This is a genomic window from Collinsella bouchesdurhonensis (assembly GCF_900155365.1).
Taxonomy (GTDB): domain Bacteria; phylum Actinomycetota; class Coriobacteriia; order Coriobacteriales; family Coriobacteriaceae; genus Collinsella; species Collinsella bouchesdurhonensis.
The window spans coordinates 242,826-255,777 of the sequence record NZ_LT699739.1 but is presented as its reverse complement, the minus strand read 5'-3'; the positions used below and the strand labels follow the sequence as shown (position 1 = coordinate 255,777).

Here is a 12,952-nt window from a genome sequence, read left to right as displayed (position 1 = left end):
ATTTGTTTGGGTTTGAGGAGTAAGTATGGCACGCAAGATCACCAAGCGCCAACAGCAAATCTACGATTTCATCCGCTCCTACCAGACGGAGAAGGGCTATCCGCCCAGTGTTCGCGAAATGGCAGCAGCTGTTGGCCTCTCCTCCCCTTCAACCGTACATGCACATCTCTCCGCTCTGGAGGCCCATGGCCTCATCAAGCGAGATAAAACCAAGCCTCGCGCTCTGGAGGTATTTGAGCAGGAGGGCAATCCCGATAATAACCTCGACATCTCACAGGAATCTCCTGTACCCGAGATGCGAGGTGTTGTCTCCCTTCCACTTGTTGGCCGCGTGGCCGCAGGCATGCCGATATTGGCAGAACAAAATATCGAAGATACCTTTACCATCCCAACCGAAATCGCCTCAGACTCAAGCTCCTTTATTCTTGAAGTCCATGGCAACTCGATGATCAACGTCGGCATCTACAACGGTGATTACATTATTGTTCGCGAACAACCCAGCGCAATGAATGGCGACATAGTCGTTGCTATGATCGATGGCTCTGCAACAGTCAAAACATTCTATAAAGAACGCGGCAGAGTTCGTCTTCAGCCGGAAAACGATGCAATGGAGCCCATCTTCGCTGACAACCCAACCATTCTTGGCAAGGTTGTCGCCCTCATGCGTCGTCTGTAACGCCAATGGAAAAAACGCTCAGTTCCCAAGGCAGAATCCATATCATTGACGACATCCGAGGATTAACCATCATCTCTATGGTGTCTTTTCATATCTGCTATGACTTGGCCTATCTCTACGCCTTGCCCATGAACTGGTTCACCTTAGGCTCTTTTCAAGATATCTGGCGATGCTCCATCAGCTGGACTTTTCTATTTCTTGCTGGATGGTCCACGTCTTTTTCGAGAAATAACCTAAAGCGAGGCCTTCTATATTCCGCTATGGCTCTTCTTGTATGGATAGCCACAAGTGTTGCCAGCGTCGACACGCCCGTTACCTATGGAATTTTATTCTGCATGGGTGCCTCGACGCTTCTTTTTGCGTGCTTCGAAAAAATCAAAACGCCCCATCCGCTGCTCATAACGATAGTAGCTCTTGCAGCTTTTTTCCTTACATATCAAATTCCACGAGTAACCTATCCGATAGAACATCTCGCCTGGCTTGGCTTTCCCTCCCCCACTTTTATGTCAGGGGACTATTATCCATTGATACCGTATTTCTTTATGTATACGGTAGGAGCAGGATGCGCTCGTCTATTTGATGAAAGGGCAAAAGAATACCCTTCGTGGGCAACAAGGAGATGGAGCCGGCTCCTAGAATGGATTGGTACAAAAAGCCTGCTGATCTACCTCATCCATCAACCCCTTGCACTATTGGCCCTGGAGCTAATCTTCGGTAGCTAACGGGAGACTCTCGCACTCTGCCTTGCCTGCGGGTCCCTGTTCATACTGACGCAAAAGGCCAGCTAGCTTAGAAGGAACCTTTGCTGTGATAAGCATGCCTTCAGGAATAAACTCTTCATTCAAGATCACTCCCTGCTCATGGATTTGAGCGCGCAGCGACGCATTTGCATAGGGCAGCATCACCGTGAGCAACTGATCGGAAGCAGAGGCACGAAGAGCTAAGGTATCAATAAGGGAATCTATACCATAGCCAGTATAGGCAGAGCAAAATACCTGATCTGGATAGCGCGATTCGAGAGCGTGGACATAGGACGCTTCAAAACGGTCACATTTATTATTCACCGTAACGGAAAGCTGTTCACCGGCGCCGATTTCATCGAGCACTCGATTAACCGCTTCTAGATGCAAATCAGCATCCTCATCGGAATAGTCAACGATTTTTAGAATTAGATCTGCTTCAAGAACCTCAGCAAGCGTCGATTTAAACGCCTCGACGAGGCCATGGGGCAGTTTTTGGATAAATCCGACCGTATCGGTAATGGTAACAACGCGACCGCCGGGAAGACTATAGGAGCGAGTGGTTGGATCGAGCGTTGCAAATAACTTATCTTCTGAAAGAACACCCGCATCAGTCAATGCATTAAGCAACGTCGACTTTCCAGCATTCGTATAGCCCGCAAGTGCAACCCTAAACGCAGTAGACTCTTTCCTGCTTTTGGTCTGAACAGAACGGCGCTTTTCTAAACCATTAAGCTCGCGCCTCAAAGAGACAATCTTGTTGCGAATCAAGCGCCTGTCAACCTCAAGCTGACTTTCACCCTGGCCAAAGCGGCTTCCAATGCCACCACGAGTCTGCTCTTTGGCAAGATGGGACCACATGCCCCTAAGTCGGGGTAAAAGATACTGAAGCTGCGCGAGTTGAACTTGGATACGCCCCTCACGCGTTTTAGCATGCAGGCCGAAAATATCCAAAATCAAAGCCGTGCGGTCGATAATCTTAGTAGGCTCACCAATCGTTTTCTCCAGATGACTTTGCTGAGCAGGCGTCAAATCATCATCGAAAATAACCGTATTGACATCAAGAGCAGCGACAAGCCGACGGACCTCTTCGACCTTACCAGATCCAATAAAAGATTTCGGAATGGGCTTATCGAGCCGCTGGACAACGCGACCAACAGTGAGAGCGCCAGCAGTATGAGCAAGCCGCTCAAGCTCATCGAGCGAGCGGTCTACCGGCCAGGCGCCATTTCGAAAATCAACCCCAACAAGTAAAACACGTTCAGGTTCGAGCTCTGTAGACAAAAAAGAAAATCGACTCACGCGGCACCCTCAATAAGCCTCTGCACCTCATCGGCAGTATCTGACGCGGAAAGGCCATCAACCTCAATCCAATGGTAACGCGTGTCGCGCCTAAACCATGAAAGTTGGCGCTTCGCATATCTACGCGAACCACGCTTGATCAGCTCAATTGCCTCATCAAGCGACAATTCGCCATTGAGATACTGAAGAATCTCCTTATAGCCGATGGCCTGGGAGGCAGTGGAATCGCGCTGCAGCCCCATCTCCAAGAGATGCTTAACCTCATCAACAAGACCGAGCTCAATCATCACATCAACACGCGTGTCGATGCGTCGATAAAGCTCCTCGCGATTCATGGAAAGACAGAAGCGCATAGAGGGATAGCATTCCTTAGGCGTCGAAAATCCGACTTTCTGATCGGCATAGCACAAGCCGTCATCAGCCATTTCAAGGGCGCGAATGACACGACGAACATTATGCGGATGTATGACCTCGGCACTTTTGGGATCGCGCTGCGCAAGAAGCCGATGCATATAGTCGTAGCCCATTGAACTGGCAAGTTCTTGATAGGCAAGGCGGCGCTCGTCTTCAAACTCCCCTGATGGAAAACGCATGTCATCGAGGGCGGCATTAATATACAGTCCTGTACCACCGCACATCAGCGCTACATCCCCCCTTTGCTGTTTCTCATCAATGAGCGCACGAGCATCGTGTTGGTACAGCGCTGCGGAATAGGCAGTGGTGGGGGAAACAATGTCGACAAGCCTAAGCGGAACGGGTCGTTCGTCAACGGGCGTCTTTGCAGTACCGATATCCATCCCCGTATAGACCTGCATAGCATCCGCCGAAAGGACCTCAGTATCCCAGCGCTGCGCAAGACAGTCGGCAGTAGCACTTTTTCCCACAGCGGTGGGACCGGCAATTACAATAACGTGAGCCAGCAAGGAATCGAGACTCATCGCGGATCGCCGGTCACCGTGCCGGAAAGATACCAAGTGCGCGCGACATCGACATCAACATCAACGATTTTGCCCACAAGCTGATCAATTGAATAACCAGCAGGAATAGGCGCGTGAACCGTTTGGTTTTTTGCACTCTTCCCCATCAAGATGGATGCGTTCTTCTTCGAGGTGCCCTCAATGAGTGCAGGCACCACACGATGAAGATCGTGCTGGTTGAACTCGTTCGCCGTGGTTTCGACAACATGAACGAGTCGATTGAATCGCTCCAGAATAACCTCGCGCGGCGTAGGATCATCGATCTCGGCTGCCGGCGTTCCAGGGCGCTTGGAATAGATGAACGTATATGCCTGAGCGTAACGAACGGTCTCGGCCAAGGAGAGGGTCTGCTCAAAATCTTCCTCGGTCTCGCCCGGGAAGCCCACAATGATATCAGTCGAAAGAGCAATGTCGGGAATACGGTCCCGCACGCGCTCAATCAGGTCAAGATAAGACTCACGTGTATAGCGCCTGTTCATGAGCTTGAGAATTCGAGACGAACCAGACTGCACAGCAAGATGGAGCTGCGGCATAACGGCAGGAACCTCTGCCATGGCATCGATAGTCTCAGGCAACAGATCCTTGGGATGAGAAGAAGTGAAGAAGATACGCTCGATGCCCGTATCGCCAACACGGCGAAGCAGCTCAGCAAAACGAGGCGAACCGAACAGATCACGACCATAAGAGTTAACGTTTTGTCCCAAAAGGGTCACTTCACGCACGCCCATGCGAGATAGAGCGGTTACTTCGTCCACAATCTCATCGAATGGACGGCTCTTTTCGCGACCACGCACGTAGGGCACAATGCAATATGAGCAAAAATTATTACAGCCCGTCATGATGGGAACCCAGGCATGATAAGAGGTGGCACGATGCCAGGGCATCGTAGTCGCTGGGTTCTCTTCATGCTCCTCACAGCGAACATGATGGTTGCCATCGTCAAAGGCCTGGGCTATCAAATCGCCAACATGAGCGATACTATGCGTGCCAAAGACAACGTCAACGTTATCCAGATTGGTTAAAAGACCTTCCCCATCACGCTGGGCAATGCAGCCGCCAACGGCAATTACGCGCTTTCCGGACGGAGGAGCAGGTAGGCTCTTGCAAGACAGGCATTGCCCGTAAAGCCTCGTATCGGCAGCCTCGCGAACACAGCAGGTCATAAAAACAACAATGTCGGCTTCCTCGGGGGTGGCAACCTCCAAACAGCCACAAGAGTCCAACAGACCGCTCACACGCTCAGAGTCGTGCATATTCATCTGGCAACCAAACGTCTTGATCAGATACGTTTTGCCGTTAAGTTGTGAAAGAGACATGACCTACCCTACTTGTTGCACATCGTCGACATAGCCATCCATGTCAGAAGCGTGCACGGAGACATGATGTACGTAAACAGAAAGACGAATCGCCGTACGGGACTCGCCATTGATAAGAATATCTGAGAACACAGGCGCACATGAAATATCAAAACCGGTGGGAATAAGGAATCCACGCGCGATTGCGATAGCTTTAATCGCCTGATTAACCGCTCCGGCGCCAACGCACTGCATATTGACGGGAACTCCGTCTTTTACCATTCCGGCAATGGCGCCGGCAACTGATGCGGGGGAAGACTTGCTTGAGACCTTCAAGAATTCCATTGCTACGTTTCTCCTGCTAAGGTGGCATGTTTTGAGTATGAAATGACTTTAACGCATGAGCCGAAAGGCCACAAGGGCTATTCGCCCTTTTCAATGGGGAATGAAACCGTGATCCTATCTTTCATAACGCGAATCTTGGGATCGCCCGCCATATTGAGATAGTAACGTTGCGCCAAATCCTCAAAGCATCGCTCAACGTCACGCGAGAATCGAGAAAGATCATCTGGAGCGATTTTGAGTCCACGTCGGTCTTTTACTAGGTCGACTTCGTTTAAACGCGGCGCATTACCGTCGCGTTCGCGCAACAAACGCGACAAGGCGCTTCGAAGCGGTGCAATCGCACCAGAAAGAATGCGGTGAGCCGTTCGCTCGGAAATATCAATGCCGATTGTTTCTGCAATACGCATAAACTCTGCAGCATCCGCAGCAAACCCCAAACGCGTTGTAACGGGAAGGGTCGACTCATTATCTAAAAAGAGAAGCCGAGACGCATCGAGCTCACCACGAGCATGAGAATAAAGCGTGGCAGCGATTTCTGTGGGGCTGCCAATAAAGACATCGCACCCATGCATTTCTTCGAGCGAAAAATCGCAGACGGTCCGCAAGATATTATGAGGTCCGCGAGCACAACGATATGCACCCGTTTCGTCTTTTGAGGCGATAGGCCACGAAGATTGATCAGCGCGTTCATTAAGAACGTTCGTGTTGACTAGAACCTTAAAAGAAGAGCCGAGGTCCTTGCCTGAAGCAACGACCTCGACGTCGTCAACATTCTGCCGAATGGAAAACAGGGCCATGCCGCGCCCATGAACACCCCAGCGGTCCATCTTCATCGATTCGAGCTTTGAGGTGACGCGAGCATCGAAAATACGATCACGCATATCTTCGGGCACACCGCAGCCGTTGTCGAGAAACAGAAGAGAGCGCATCCCCTCTTCCTTAAACGTTGCTACATAGATTCTCGTAGCACCCGCATCACGCGCATTGCGAAGCATCTCGATAACGATGTCTTCAACATGCTGAATATCATGCTTGGCTTGACGGCGCTCGGCCTCAGAAACGCGAAGACGAACGAACCCCTCACCCAGGTTTTCCTCGACGCGAAGGTTACCCTCACCAGACATCGAGGCAATAAATGAAATGAGTTCGTTCGTATCGCTCATGTTATTTCGCAATATCTACAGCGCGGCTCTCGCGAATCACCACGACGCGCACCTGACCGGGATATTCCATTTCCTCCTCGATCTGATGGGCGATATCATGAGCAAGAACCGTGGACTGTGCGTCGGAAATCTTGTCAGGCTGAACCATGACGTGAACCTCACGGCCGGCCTGCATGGCATACGTACGCTCAACGCCTTCATGAGCGTTAGCGATCTCCTCGAGCTTCTCAAGACGCTTAATGTAGTTTTCGGCAGACTCGCGACGAGCACCGGGGCGAGATGCAGAAACAGCGTCGGCAGCCTGCACCAGCACAGCGAGAACCGAGTTAGGCTCAACGTCGGCATGGTGAGCCTCAATGGCGTGAACGATGGCGGGCTTTTCGCCATAACGGCGGGCAAGATCAGCACCGATCACAGCGTGGGGACCCTCGACATCATGATCGATTGCCTTGCCAAGGTCGTGCAGAAGGCCTGCGCGCTTGGCGGCATAAGGGTCAACGCCAAGCTCGGACGCCATGATTGAGCACATGTCGGAAACCTCGAGCGAATGCTGAAGGACGTTTTGACCAAACGAAGTACGATAGCGCAGGGCACCGAGCGTCTTGATGAGCTCAGGGTGCAGATCGTGGATGCCGGCATCAAAAGCAGCCTGCTCGCCAGCCTCGCGCACACGCTGCTGAACCAGATCTGCGGCCTTGTTGTACATCTCCTCGATACGCGCAGGATGGATACGACCATCTGCAATCAAATTCTCGAGAGCGACACGAGCGGTCTCGCGTCGAACCGGATCAAAGCTCGAAAGAACGACGGTCTCAGGAGTGTCATCGATAACAAGATTGACACCAGAAACCTGCTCAAACGTACGGATGTTACGACCCTCGCGACCGATAATCCTACCCTTAAGATCATCGGAAGGAATGTGCACCGAAGTAACGGTGACCTCCGCCGTATGGTCGGCAGCGCAACGCTGGATAGCAAGGGAGATAATCTCCTGAGCGGTCTTGTGACATTCTGCGCGGACCTGCTGCTCGGACTCACGGATAATGGTTGCCGCCTCATGGGTAACCTCACCGCGAACCTTGTCGAGAAGCTCACGATGCGCATCGTCGCGCGTCAACTCGGAGATACGCTCAAGCTCGGTTGTTTGCTTGGCAACCAAATCATCAAGCTCACGAGAGCGCTTTTCAATTTGACCAGCCTGGCTCGAGAGTTGATGCTCGCGCTTATCAAGAGCGTCATTACGGCGATCGAGAGACTCCTCGCGCTGCATCACGCGGTTCTCAAGCGTGCGAAGCTCGCGCTTGCGCTGCTTTTCTTCGTTTTCCGCTGCCTGCTTATGCTGAATAATCTCCTCTTTAGCCTCGAGGAGAGCCTCTTTCTTCAGCGTCTCTGCCGTGCGCTTCGCATCGCTGATGACGGTTTTTGCCTCTTCGTGAGCAGACTGAATCTTTGAGTCCGCCTCTCGAAGGCTTCCGTTTTTAGCGCTGCGCATGGCGACCGTGGCAATTACCGCACCGATAACAAGGCAAGCGATGCCAACGATAACCTCCATGCCCATTTCAACTCCTTCAATTAACTTTTCTACATAAGGAAAGGCACTGCCCGAAGAGCAGCGCCGACATTTGCTAGGGAGAATCCACCCAGTATGAATTATGAAAATTGCCATATACAATCTCATCAAAGATGAGTGAGCATCACATAACAAATGACCATATAATCCTACGTTTTCACGTGGATTATGTCAACGTGACCCGACGTAAAACTAGTAAAGGACGCATCGATCGGCATCGCTTAGGAAGCGCTCTCCCCCTCCAGTCTTACAGACGTCGCAGCTCGCGCAACCTGATACGAAAACCCACGTGAAACAAGGAACCGAGTGAGCTTTTCTTGCGGGCGGACATCGGGAACACGCTTTTTTTCGAGAGTTTCTAGAGCGCGTTGGAAATCTTCGTCCTCGTCAAAAAAAGCCTCGGGATATCCTTCAATATCGTTGACATCTATCTGGCGTCGTCGGAGTTCAAGCTCAATCTTGCGCCTCCCCCACCCGCGGGCAATTCGCTGCTGAATGAATGTGGTCGTGAAACGCATGTCATCCAGATATCGTTTATCACGTGCAACACGAAGAGCGCGATCGATCTCGATAGCACGATAACCGTAGGCCCTCAGCTTGCTATCGAGCTCACCTGATGAATAGTCCCTTCGAGAAAGCATGTCGGTGAGCTGAGCAAAGCAGACGCGATATTCAAGTTCATGAATCGCGTCAAAGGCATCCTCCTCGGGAAGGGGAAGCGAAAACGCATCTTTAATCAAGAGCCTGCCAACGCGCTCGGGCACGACGATTTCACGACAGGCACCGTTATCCAATGAAAGGGAAACCGAAGCCATGGGCTTTTTTGAGCTAAAAGCCGCGAGACGCTTTTTCTCCTTCCGATCGGGCAAGACGGTATCAATTCCGATAACTTCTGACACCTTGGGATCCCTGGGCTATTCCACATCGAGGGCGGAAGAACCCGCATTTGCATCGCCAACAATGCCCTCGCCCAATTCCGAAGGGTCAACGGCCTCACCAGTGGGCTCATCATCGAATTCGAGGCCACAGGCAACGCGAACTTTATGCTCAATCTCCTCAGACAGGGCAGGATTCTTACGCAAGAAATCCTTTGCCGCCTCACGGCCCTGACCCAAACGGTCGGCTTCATAGGCATACCAGGCGCCGGACTTTCTCACGATGCCGTACTCAACGCCCATATCGAGAATCGAGCCCTCTTTGGAGATGCCCGTACCGTACATGATGTCAAACTCTGCAGACTTAAAAGGAGCCGCAACCTTATTCTTTACAATCTTGGTGCGAACGCGGTTACCGATAATCTCGTTACCATCTTTGATGCTATCGATGCGTCGAATATCGATACGAACGGAAGAGAAGAACTTCAGGGCTCGGCCGCCCGTCGTTGTTTCGGGGTTACCGAACATAACACCGATCTTCTCACGAAGCTGATTGATGAAAATGCAGGTCGTATTAGATTTAGCAAGCGAGCCGGCGAGCTTGCGAAGTGCCTGACTCATTAAGCGAGCCTGAAGGCCTACGGAAGAATCGCCGATCTCGCCTTCGATTTCCGCACGGGGGACAAGAGCTGCTACGGAGTCGATAACGACGACGTCGATAGCGCCGGAGCGAACGAGCATATCGCAGATTTCGAGAGCCTGCTCACCGGTATCAGGCTGAGAAATCAAGACTTCGTCGATATCGACTCCAATACGGGCGGCATAGGTGGGGTCCAAAGCGTGCTCGGCATCGATGAATGCAACGACACCGCCGGCAGCTTGAGCCTCTGCAAGAATCTCAAGAGAAAGGGTGGTCTTACCAGAAGACTCGGGACCATAAATCTCTACGATACGGCCGCGAGGAACACCGCCAATGCCCAAGGCCGCATCCAATGCAAGTGAACCCGTCGGAATGGCCTCCACCTCGAGCTGGGGACCCCCATCGCCATAGCGCATAATAGAACCAGTCCCGAACTTCTTTTCGATCTCGGCCTTTGTAACCTCGACCATCTTATCGCGCTCGACTCCATAGGTACGCTCATGCACGGTGCGTACGGGACCAGAATTCTTTGCCATGGGGACTCCTTACTGCATTTTTTGCCGTTAATGACTATATCCGAACAGCTGTTCGTGGTCAAGCCACTCTACAACGCATACTAGGAGCTGGCATTCCCCATCTTTTCCGCAATCTCCAACAAATATGCCGCGAAAAATCCCTAATCTCAAACAGAATTCTTACAGACGCCCCAAAAGCTTCTCATAACAGCAAAAACACCAGCTAAATTGGCTAATTTAAAGATACGAAAAGGGGAATAGCAATACGACGCCACATACGTGACGCCGCATTATTCTCATATGCAATGCAAAATCTGACGAAAGAAACAAATAGCTATCGTTCAAGCGCATCAACCAGCATGCGCAGAGCCTCTAAGCAGGCCCGAAAACGAACCTCTTGACGATTGCCGGAAAAGACGAAACGCTTGGAAGATACGGCCTGGGGGGAGCAAAGACCAATATAAACGGTGCCCACCGGATTCGTATCCGTGCCGCCGCCAGGACCGGCATAGCCTGTGAGACTTACGGCATAATCAGAGCTAAAAAGCGAACGGGCCCCCGAAGCCATCTGCTGGGCAACCTCAAAAGAAACCTCTGTGACCTCTTGAATCGTCTTTTCGGAAACCGAAAGCAGGTGCTCTTTAATCTGATTGGTATACGTTACCGCGCCGCCCAAAAGCACAGCAGAGGCACCAGGGACGGAAGCGATATTCGAAGACACCATACCGGCCGTCAGGGATTCGGCACAACAGAGCGTGACGCCGCGCTCTGTGGCTAAACGAACAAGACGAAGCGCAACATCATCGATATCAAGCTGAAGTTGTTCCAGAGCAATTGAGGCGCACACGGCGCACCAGGTCCCCTCTAAACGCGAAAAACGACCTTGCGACAATTCCAAAAATACTGCAGGCCGGAAACCACAGTCAAAAAGACCGCGATAACCATGAGCGCCTGCGAAAAGATCAAAAGCATGGATGCAAAGGAGACACCGTAGGCAAACAGCACGAAGGAAAGGAGGTATCCGCACAACGACACCATAGTAGTGGCAGTCTTCCACTTGCCGAGCTTATCTGCGGCGACAACCACTCCATTGGCGCTCGCGACCATTCGAAGTGCGCTCACGAGAAACTCGCGCAGCAGAATAATAAAAACGAACCAGATATTCACTGTATTTTGCTGCAGCAAAATGAGCAATGCGGAGAAAACCAGCAGCTTATCTGCAATGGGGTCAAGAAACTTGCCAAAATCGGTAATCTCGTTGCGAGAGCGAGCAAGATAGCCATCCACCTTGTCGGTAAGACTCAAAAGCATGTAGAGCACGAACGCAGCAAGGGATAGAGCCGGATCGAAATCCAAGGCTCCGTGATGCGAAAGCAGCGCGAGAGCCATAAAAAGCGGAATAAAGAGAATTCGAACGCACGTGATGACATTTGCCGGCGTCCAAATGCTGTTCAGTTGCTTGTTAGATGCATCGGCCATGATATTTCTACTCAACTACCTCTCCAACGAGCTCATAACAGAAGCTATCGACAAAACGGACGTTCAAAACATCGCCAACAGTGGCATCGGTGATATCCAAATGGACAGCGCCATCGCAATCGGGGGCTTGGAACCATGCGTGTCCGATAAGCTCGGGGCCATCCTCGCCCTCTTCGACACCATCGACGATAACCAGCGAAGTCTCGCCCACATGAGATGCAGTAGCGGCAAATCCAAGAGATTCAGCAAGGTCGATTGCGCGCTGGGTACGCTCCACCTTCGTGGTCTCGTCAATTTGATCGGGCATCTCGCACGCGCGTGTTCCCTCCTCGGGAGAATACGGGAAAACGCTCGTGTAATCAAAGCCAACGCGATCCATAAAATCAAGCATCGCGTCAACCTCGTCCTCGGTCTCACCGGGGAATGCCGTGAGATACGTGGTCCTAATGACCATATCGGGAATCTCACGACGCAGGCGCGCAAAGAGCGCCTCGAGCTCTTCTTCAGAACCAGAACGATTCATGGCAGAAAGAACGCGCTCACAGCAGTGCTGAACAGGAATATCAATATAGGGCAGCACTTCAGGCGTATCGCGAATCGTCGCGATTAGCTCATCGGTCATACCTTCGGGCTGAAGATAGAGGACACGAATCCAAACGGACTCCGGACGAACCGCCTCTGCAAGCTCAATTAAAAGCTCGGCAAGGGTATGGGGTCCTTCGACCGTCTGATCGAAATCCTCACCCCAAATGCCTGTATCCTGGCCGATGAGGACAAGCTCACGAACGCCACCGGCGACAAGCGACTTGGCTTCCTCGAGAATCGATACAGCCGAGCGCGAATGGTAGCGTCCTCGAATATAGGGAATGGCGCAAAAGCTGCAGAAACGGTCGCAGCCATCGGAAATCTTAAGGTAAGCAACGGTTCCTTCCACCGTACGCTTAATGGAAGGAAGCATAGCCGTACCCGAGCGAACCGTTCCGGTCACCTCATCGACAACCGCAACGATGCCATCCTCCTCATCGGTGCGAACAAATGCCGCTACCTCGGGAAGCTCGTTGGGAAGATCGCTTCCGTAACGTGATGGGACGCAGCCGCACATTACGATAGGCGCATTGCGGATACCATCGGAGACTTCCTCCGCTAGCTGCAGCGTCGTCTCGATGCTCTCGGATGTTGCAGAAGCAAGAAATGAGCACGTGTTGATAATGACAACGTCGGCAGATTGCGCATCCGTTGCCTCACCGTATCCGGCAGCACTCAGCAGCGAACGCATACGGTCGGTATCGACTTCGTTTTTGGCGCAACCCAACGTCACATAAAGAACGGACGTATCAAAAGACTCAGTAGACAAGAAAACCCCTCTTAGCGGTCA

General features: G+C 51.8%; 13 protein-coding genes. 2 read left to right on the top strand and 11 right to left on the bottom strand.

The features are described 5' to 3' along the window. Window positions 1-25: 25 nt before the first annotated feature. On the top strand, window positions 26-676 hold the full coding sequence (gene lexA / locus BQ9843_RS03120; RefSeq protein ID WP_022387379.1) for a transcriptional repressor LexA: 651 nt from the start codon (window positions 26-28) through the stop codon (window positions 674-676). A 5-nt stretch (window positions 677-681) separates the two neighbouring features. Further along, complete coding sequence (locus BQ9843_RS03115; protein WP_052445307.1) at window positions 682-1,398, top strand: heparan-alpha-glucosaminide N-acetyltransferase; 717 nt, start codon at window positions 682-684, stop codon at window positions 1,396-1,398. Here the strand turns inward: BQ9843_RS03115 and hflX are convergent. From hflX to rimO, 11 genes are all read right to left on the bottom strand, one after another. Continuing rightward, a complete protein-coding gene (hflX, locus tag BQ9843_RS03110; protein ID WP_075843846.1) occupies window positions 1,381-2,718 on the bottom strand; it encodes a GTPase HflX in 1,338 nt (445 codons plus the stop codon). The two genes, BQ9843_RS03115 and hflX, sit on opposite strands and share 18 nt — an antisense overlap. Then, window positions 2,715-3,656 (bottom strand): tRNA (adenosine(37)-N6)-dimethylallyltransferase MiaA, encoded by a 942-nt coding sequence (gene miaA, locus BQ9843_RS03105; protein ID WP_230205566.1) that lies wholly within the window; start codon window positions 3,654-3,656, stop codon window positions 2,715-2,717. Before miaA ends, hflX begins: the two co-directional genes overlap by 4 nt. Then, window positions 3,653-5,011 (bottom strand): tRNA (N6-isopentenyl adenosine(37)-C2)-methylthiotransferase MiaB, encoded by a 1,359-nt coding sequence (gene miaB, locus BQ9843_RS03100; RefSeq protein WP_040220433.1) that lies wholly within the window; start codon window positions 5,009-5,011, stop codon window positions 3,653-3,655. Before miaB ends, miaA begins: the two co-directional genes overlap by 4 nt. Window positions 5,012-5,014: 3 nt before the next feature. Then, window positions 5,015-5,335 (bottom strand): stage V sporulation protein S, encoded by a 321-nt coding sequence (locus tag BQ9843_RS03095; protein ID WP_022387374.1) that lies wholly within the window; start codon window positions 5,333-5,335, stop codon window positions 5,015-5,017. Window positions 5,336-5,412: 77 nt separating this feature from the next. Then, window positions 5,413-6,498 (bottom strand): ATP-binding protein, encoded by a 1,086-nt coding sequence (locus BQ9843_RS03090; protein ID WP_075843845.1) that lies wholly within the window; start codon window positions 6,496-6,498, stop codon window positions 5,413-5,415. A 1-nt stretch (window position 6,499) separates the two neighbouring features. Beyond that, window positions 6,500-8,050, bottom strand: coding sequence for a ribonuclease Y (gene rny / locus BQ9843_RS03085; RefSeq protein ID WP_075844107.1), 1,551 nt, complete (start codon window positions 8,048-8,050; stop codon window positions 6,500-6,502). 239 nt (window positions 8,051-8,289) lie between these two features. Continuing rightward, the gene (locus BQ9843_RS03080; protein WP_083647927.1) at window positions 8,290-8,883 is read right to left on the bottom strand and encodes a regulatory protein RecX; all 594 of its coding nucleotides are present in this window, start codon (window positions 8,881-8,883) and stop codon (window positions 8,290-8,292) included. A gap of 99 nt (window positions 8,884-8,982) precedes the next feature. Next, window positions 8,983-10,119 carry a recombinase RecA gene (gene recA / locus BQ9843_RS03075; RefSeq protein ID WP_075843844.1) on the bottom strand — a complete coding sequence of 379 codons (1,137 nt, stop codon included), beginning with the start codon at window positions 10,117-10,119 and terminating at the stop codon, window positions 8,983-8,985. A gap of 313 nt (window positions 10,120-10,432) precedes the next feature. Continuing rightward, window positions 10,433-10,945, bottom strand: a complete 513-nt coding sequence (locus tag BQ9843_RS03070) for a CinA family protein (RefSeq protein WP_230205564.1) — start codon at window positions 10,943-10,945, stop codon at window positions 10,433-10,435. 17 nt (window positions 10,946-10,962) lie between these two features. Further along, window positions 10,963-11,487: a CDP-diacylglycerol--glycerol-3-phosphate 3-phosphatidyltransferase gene (gene pgsA / locus BQ9843_RS03065; RefSeq protein ID WP_374699844.1), complete on the bottom strand. Its 525-nt coding sequence runs from the start codon at window positions 11,485-11,487 to the stop codon at window positions 10,963-10,965. Between the two features lie 97 nt (window positions 11,488-11,584). After that, the gene (gene rimO, locus BQ9843_RS03060) at window positions 11,585-12,931 is read right to left on the bottom strand and encodes a 30S ribosomal protein S12 methylthiotransferase RimO (protein ID WP_075843843.1); all 1,347 of its coding nucleotides are present in this window, start codon (window positions 12,929-12,931) and stop codon (window positions 11,585-11,587) included. Window positions 12,932-12,952 lie beyond the last annotated feature (21 nt).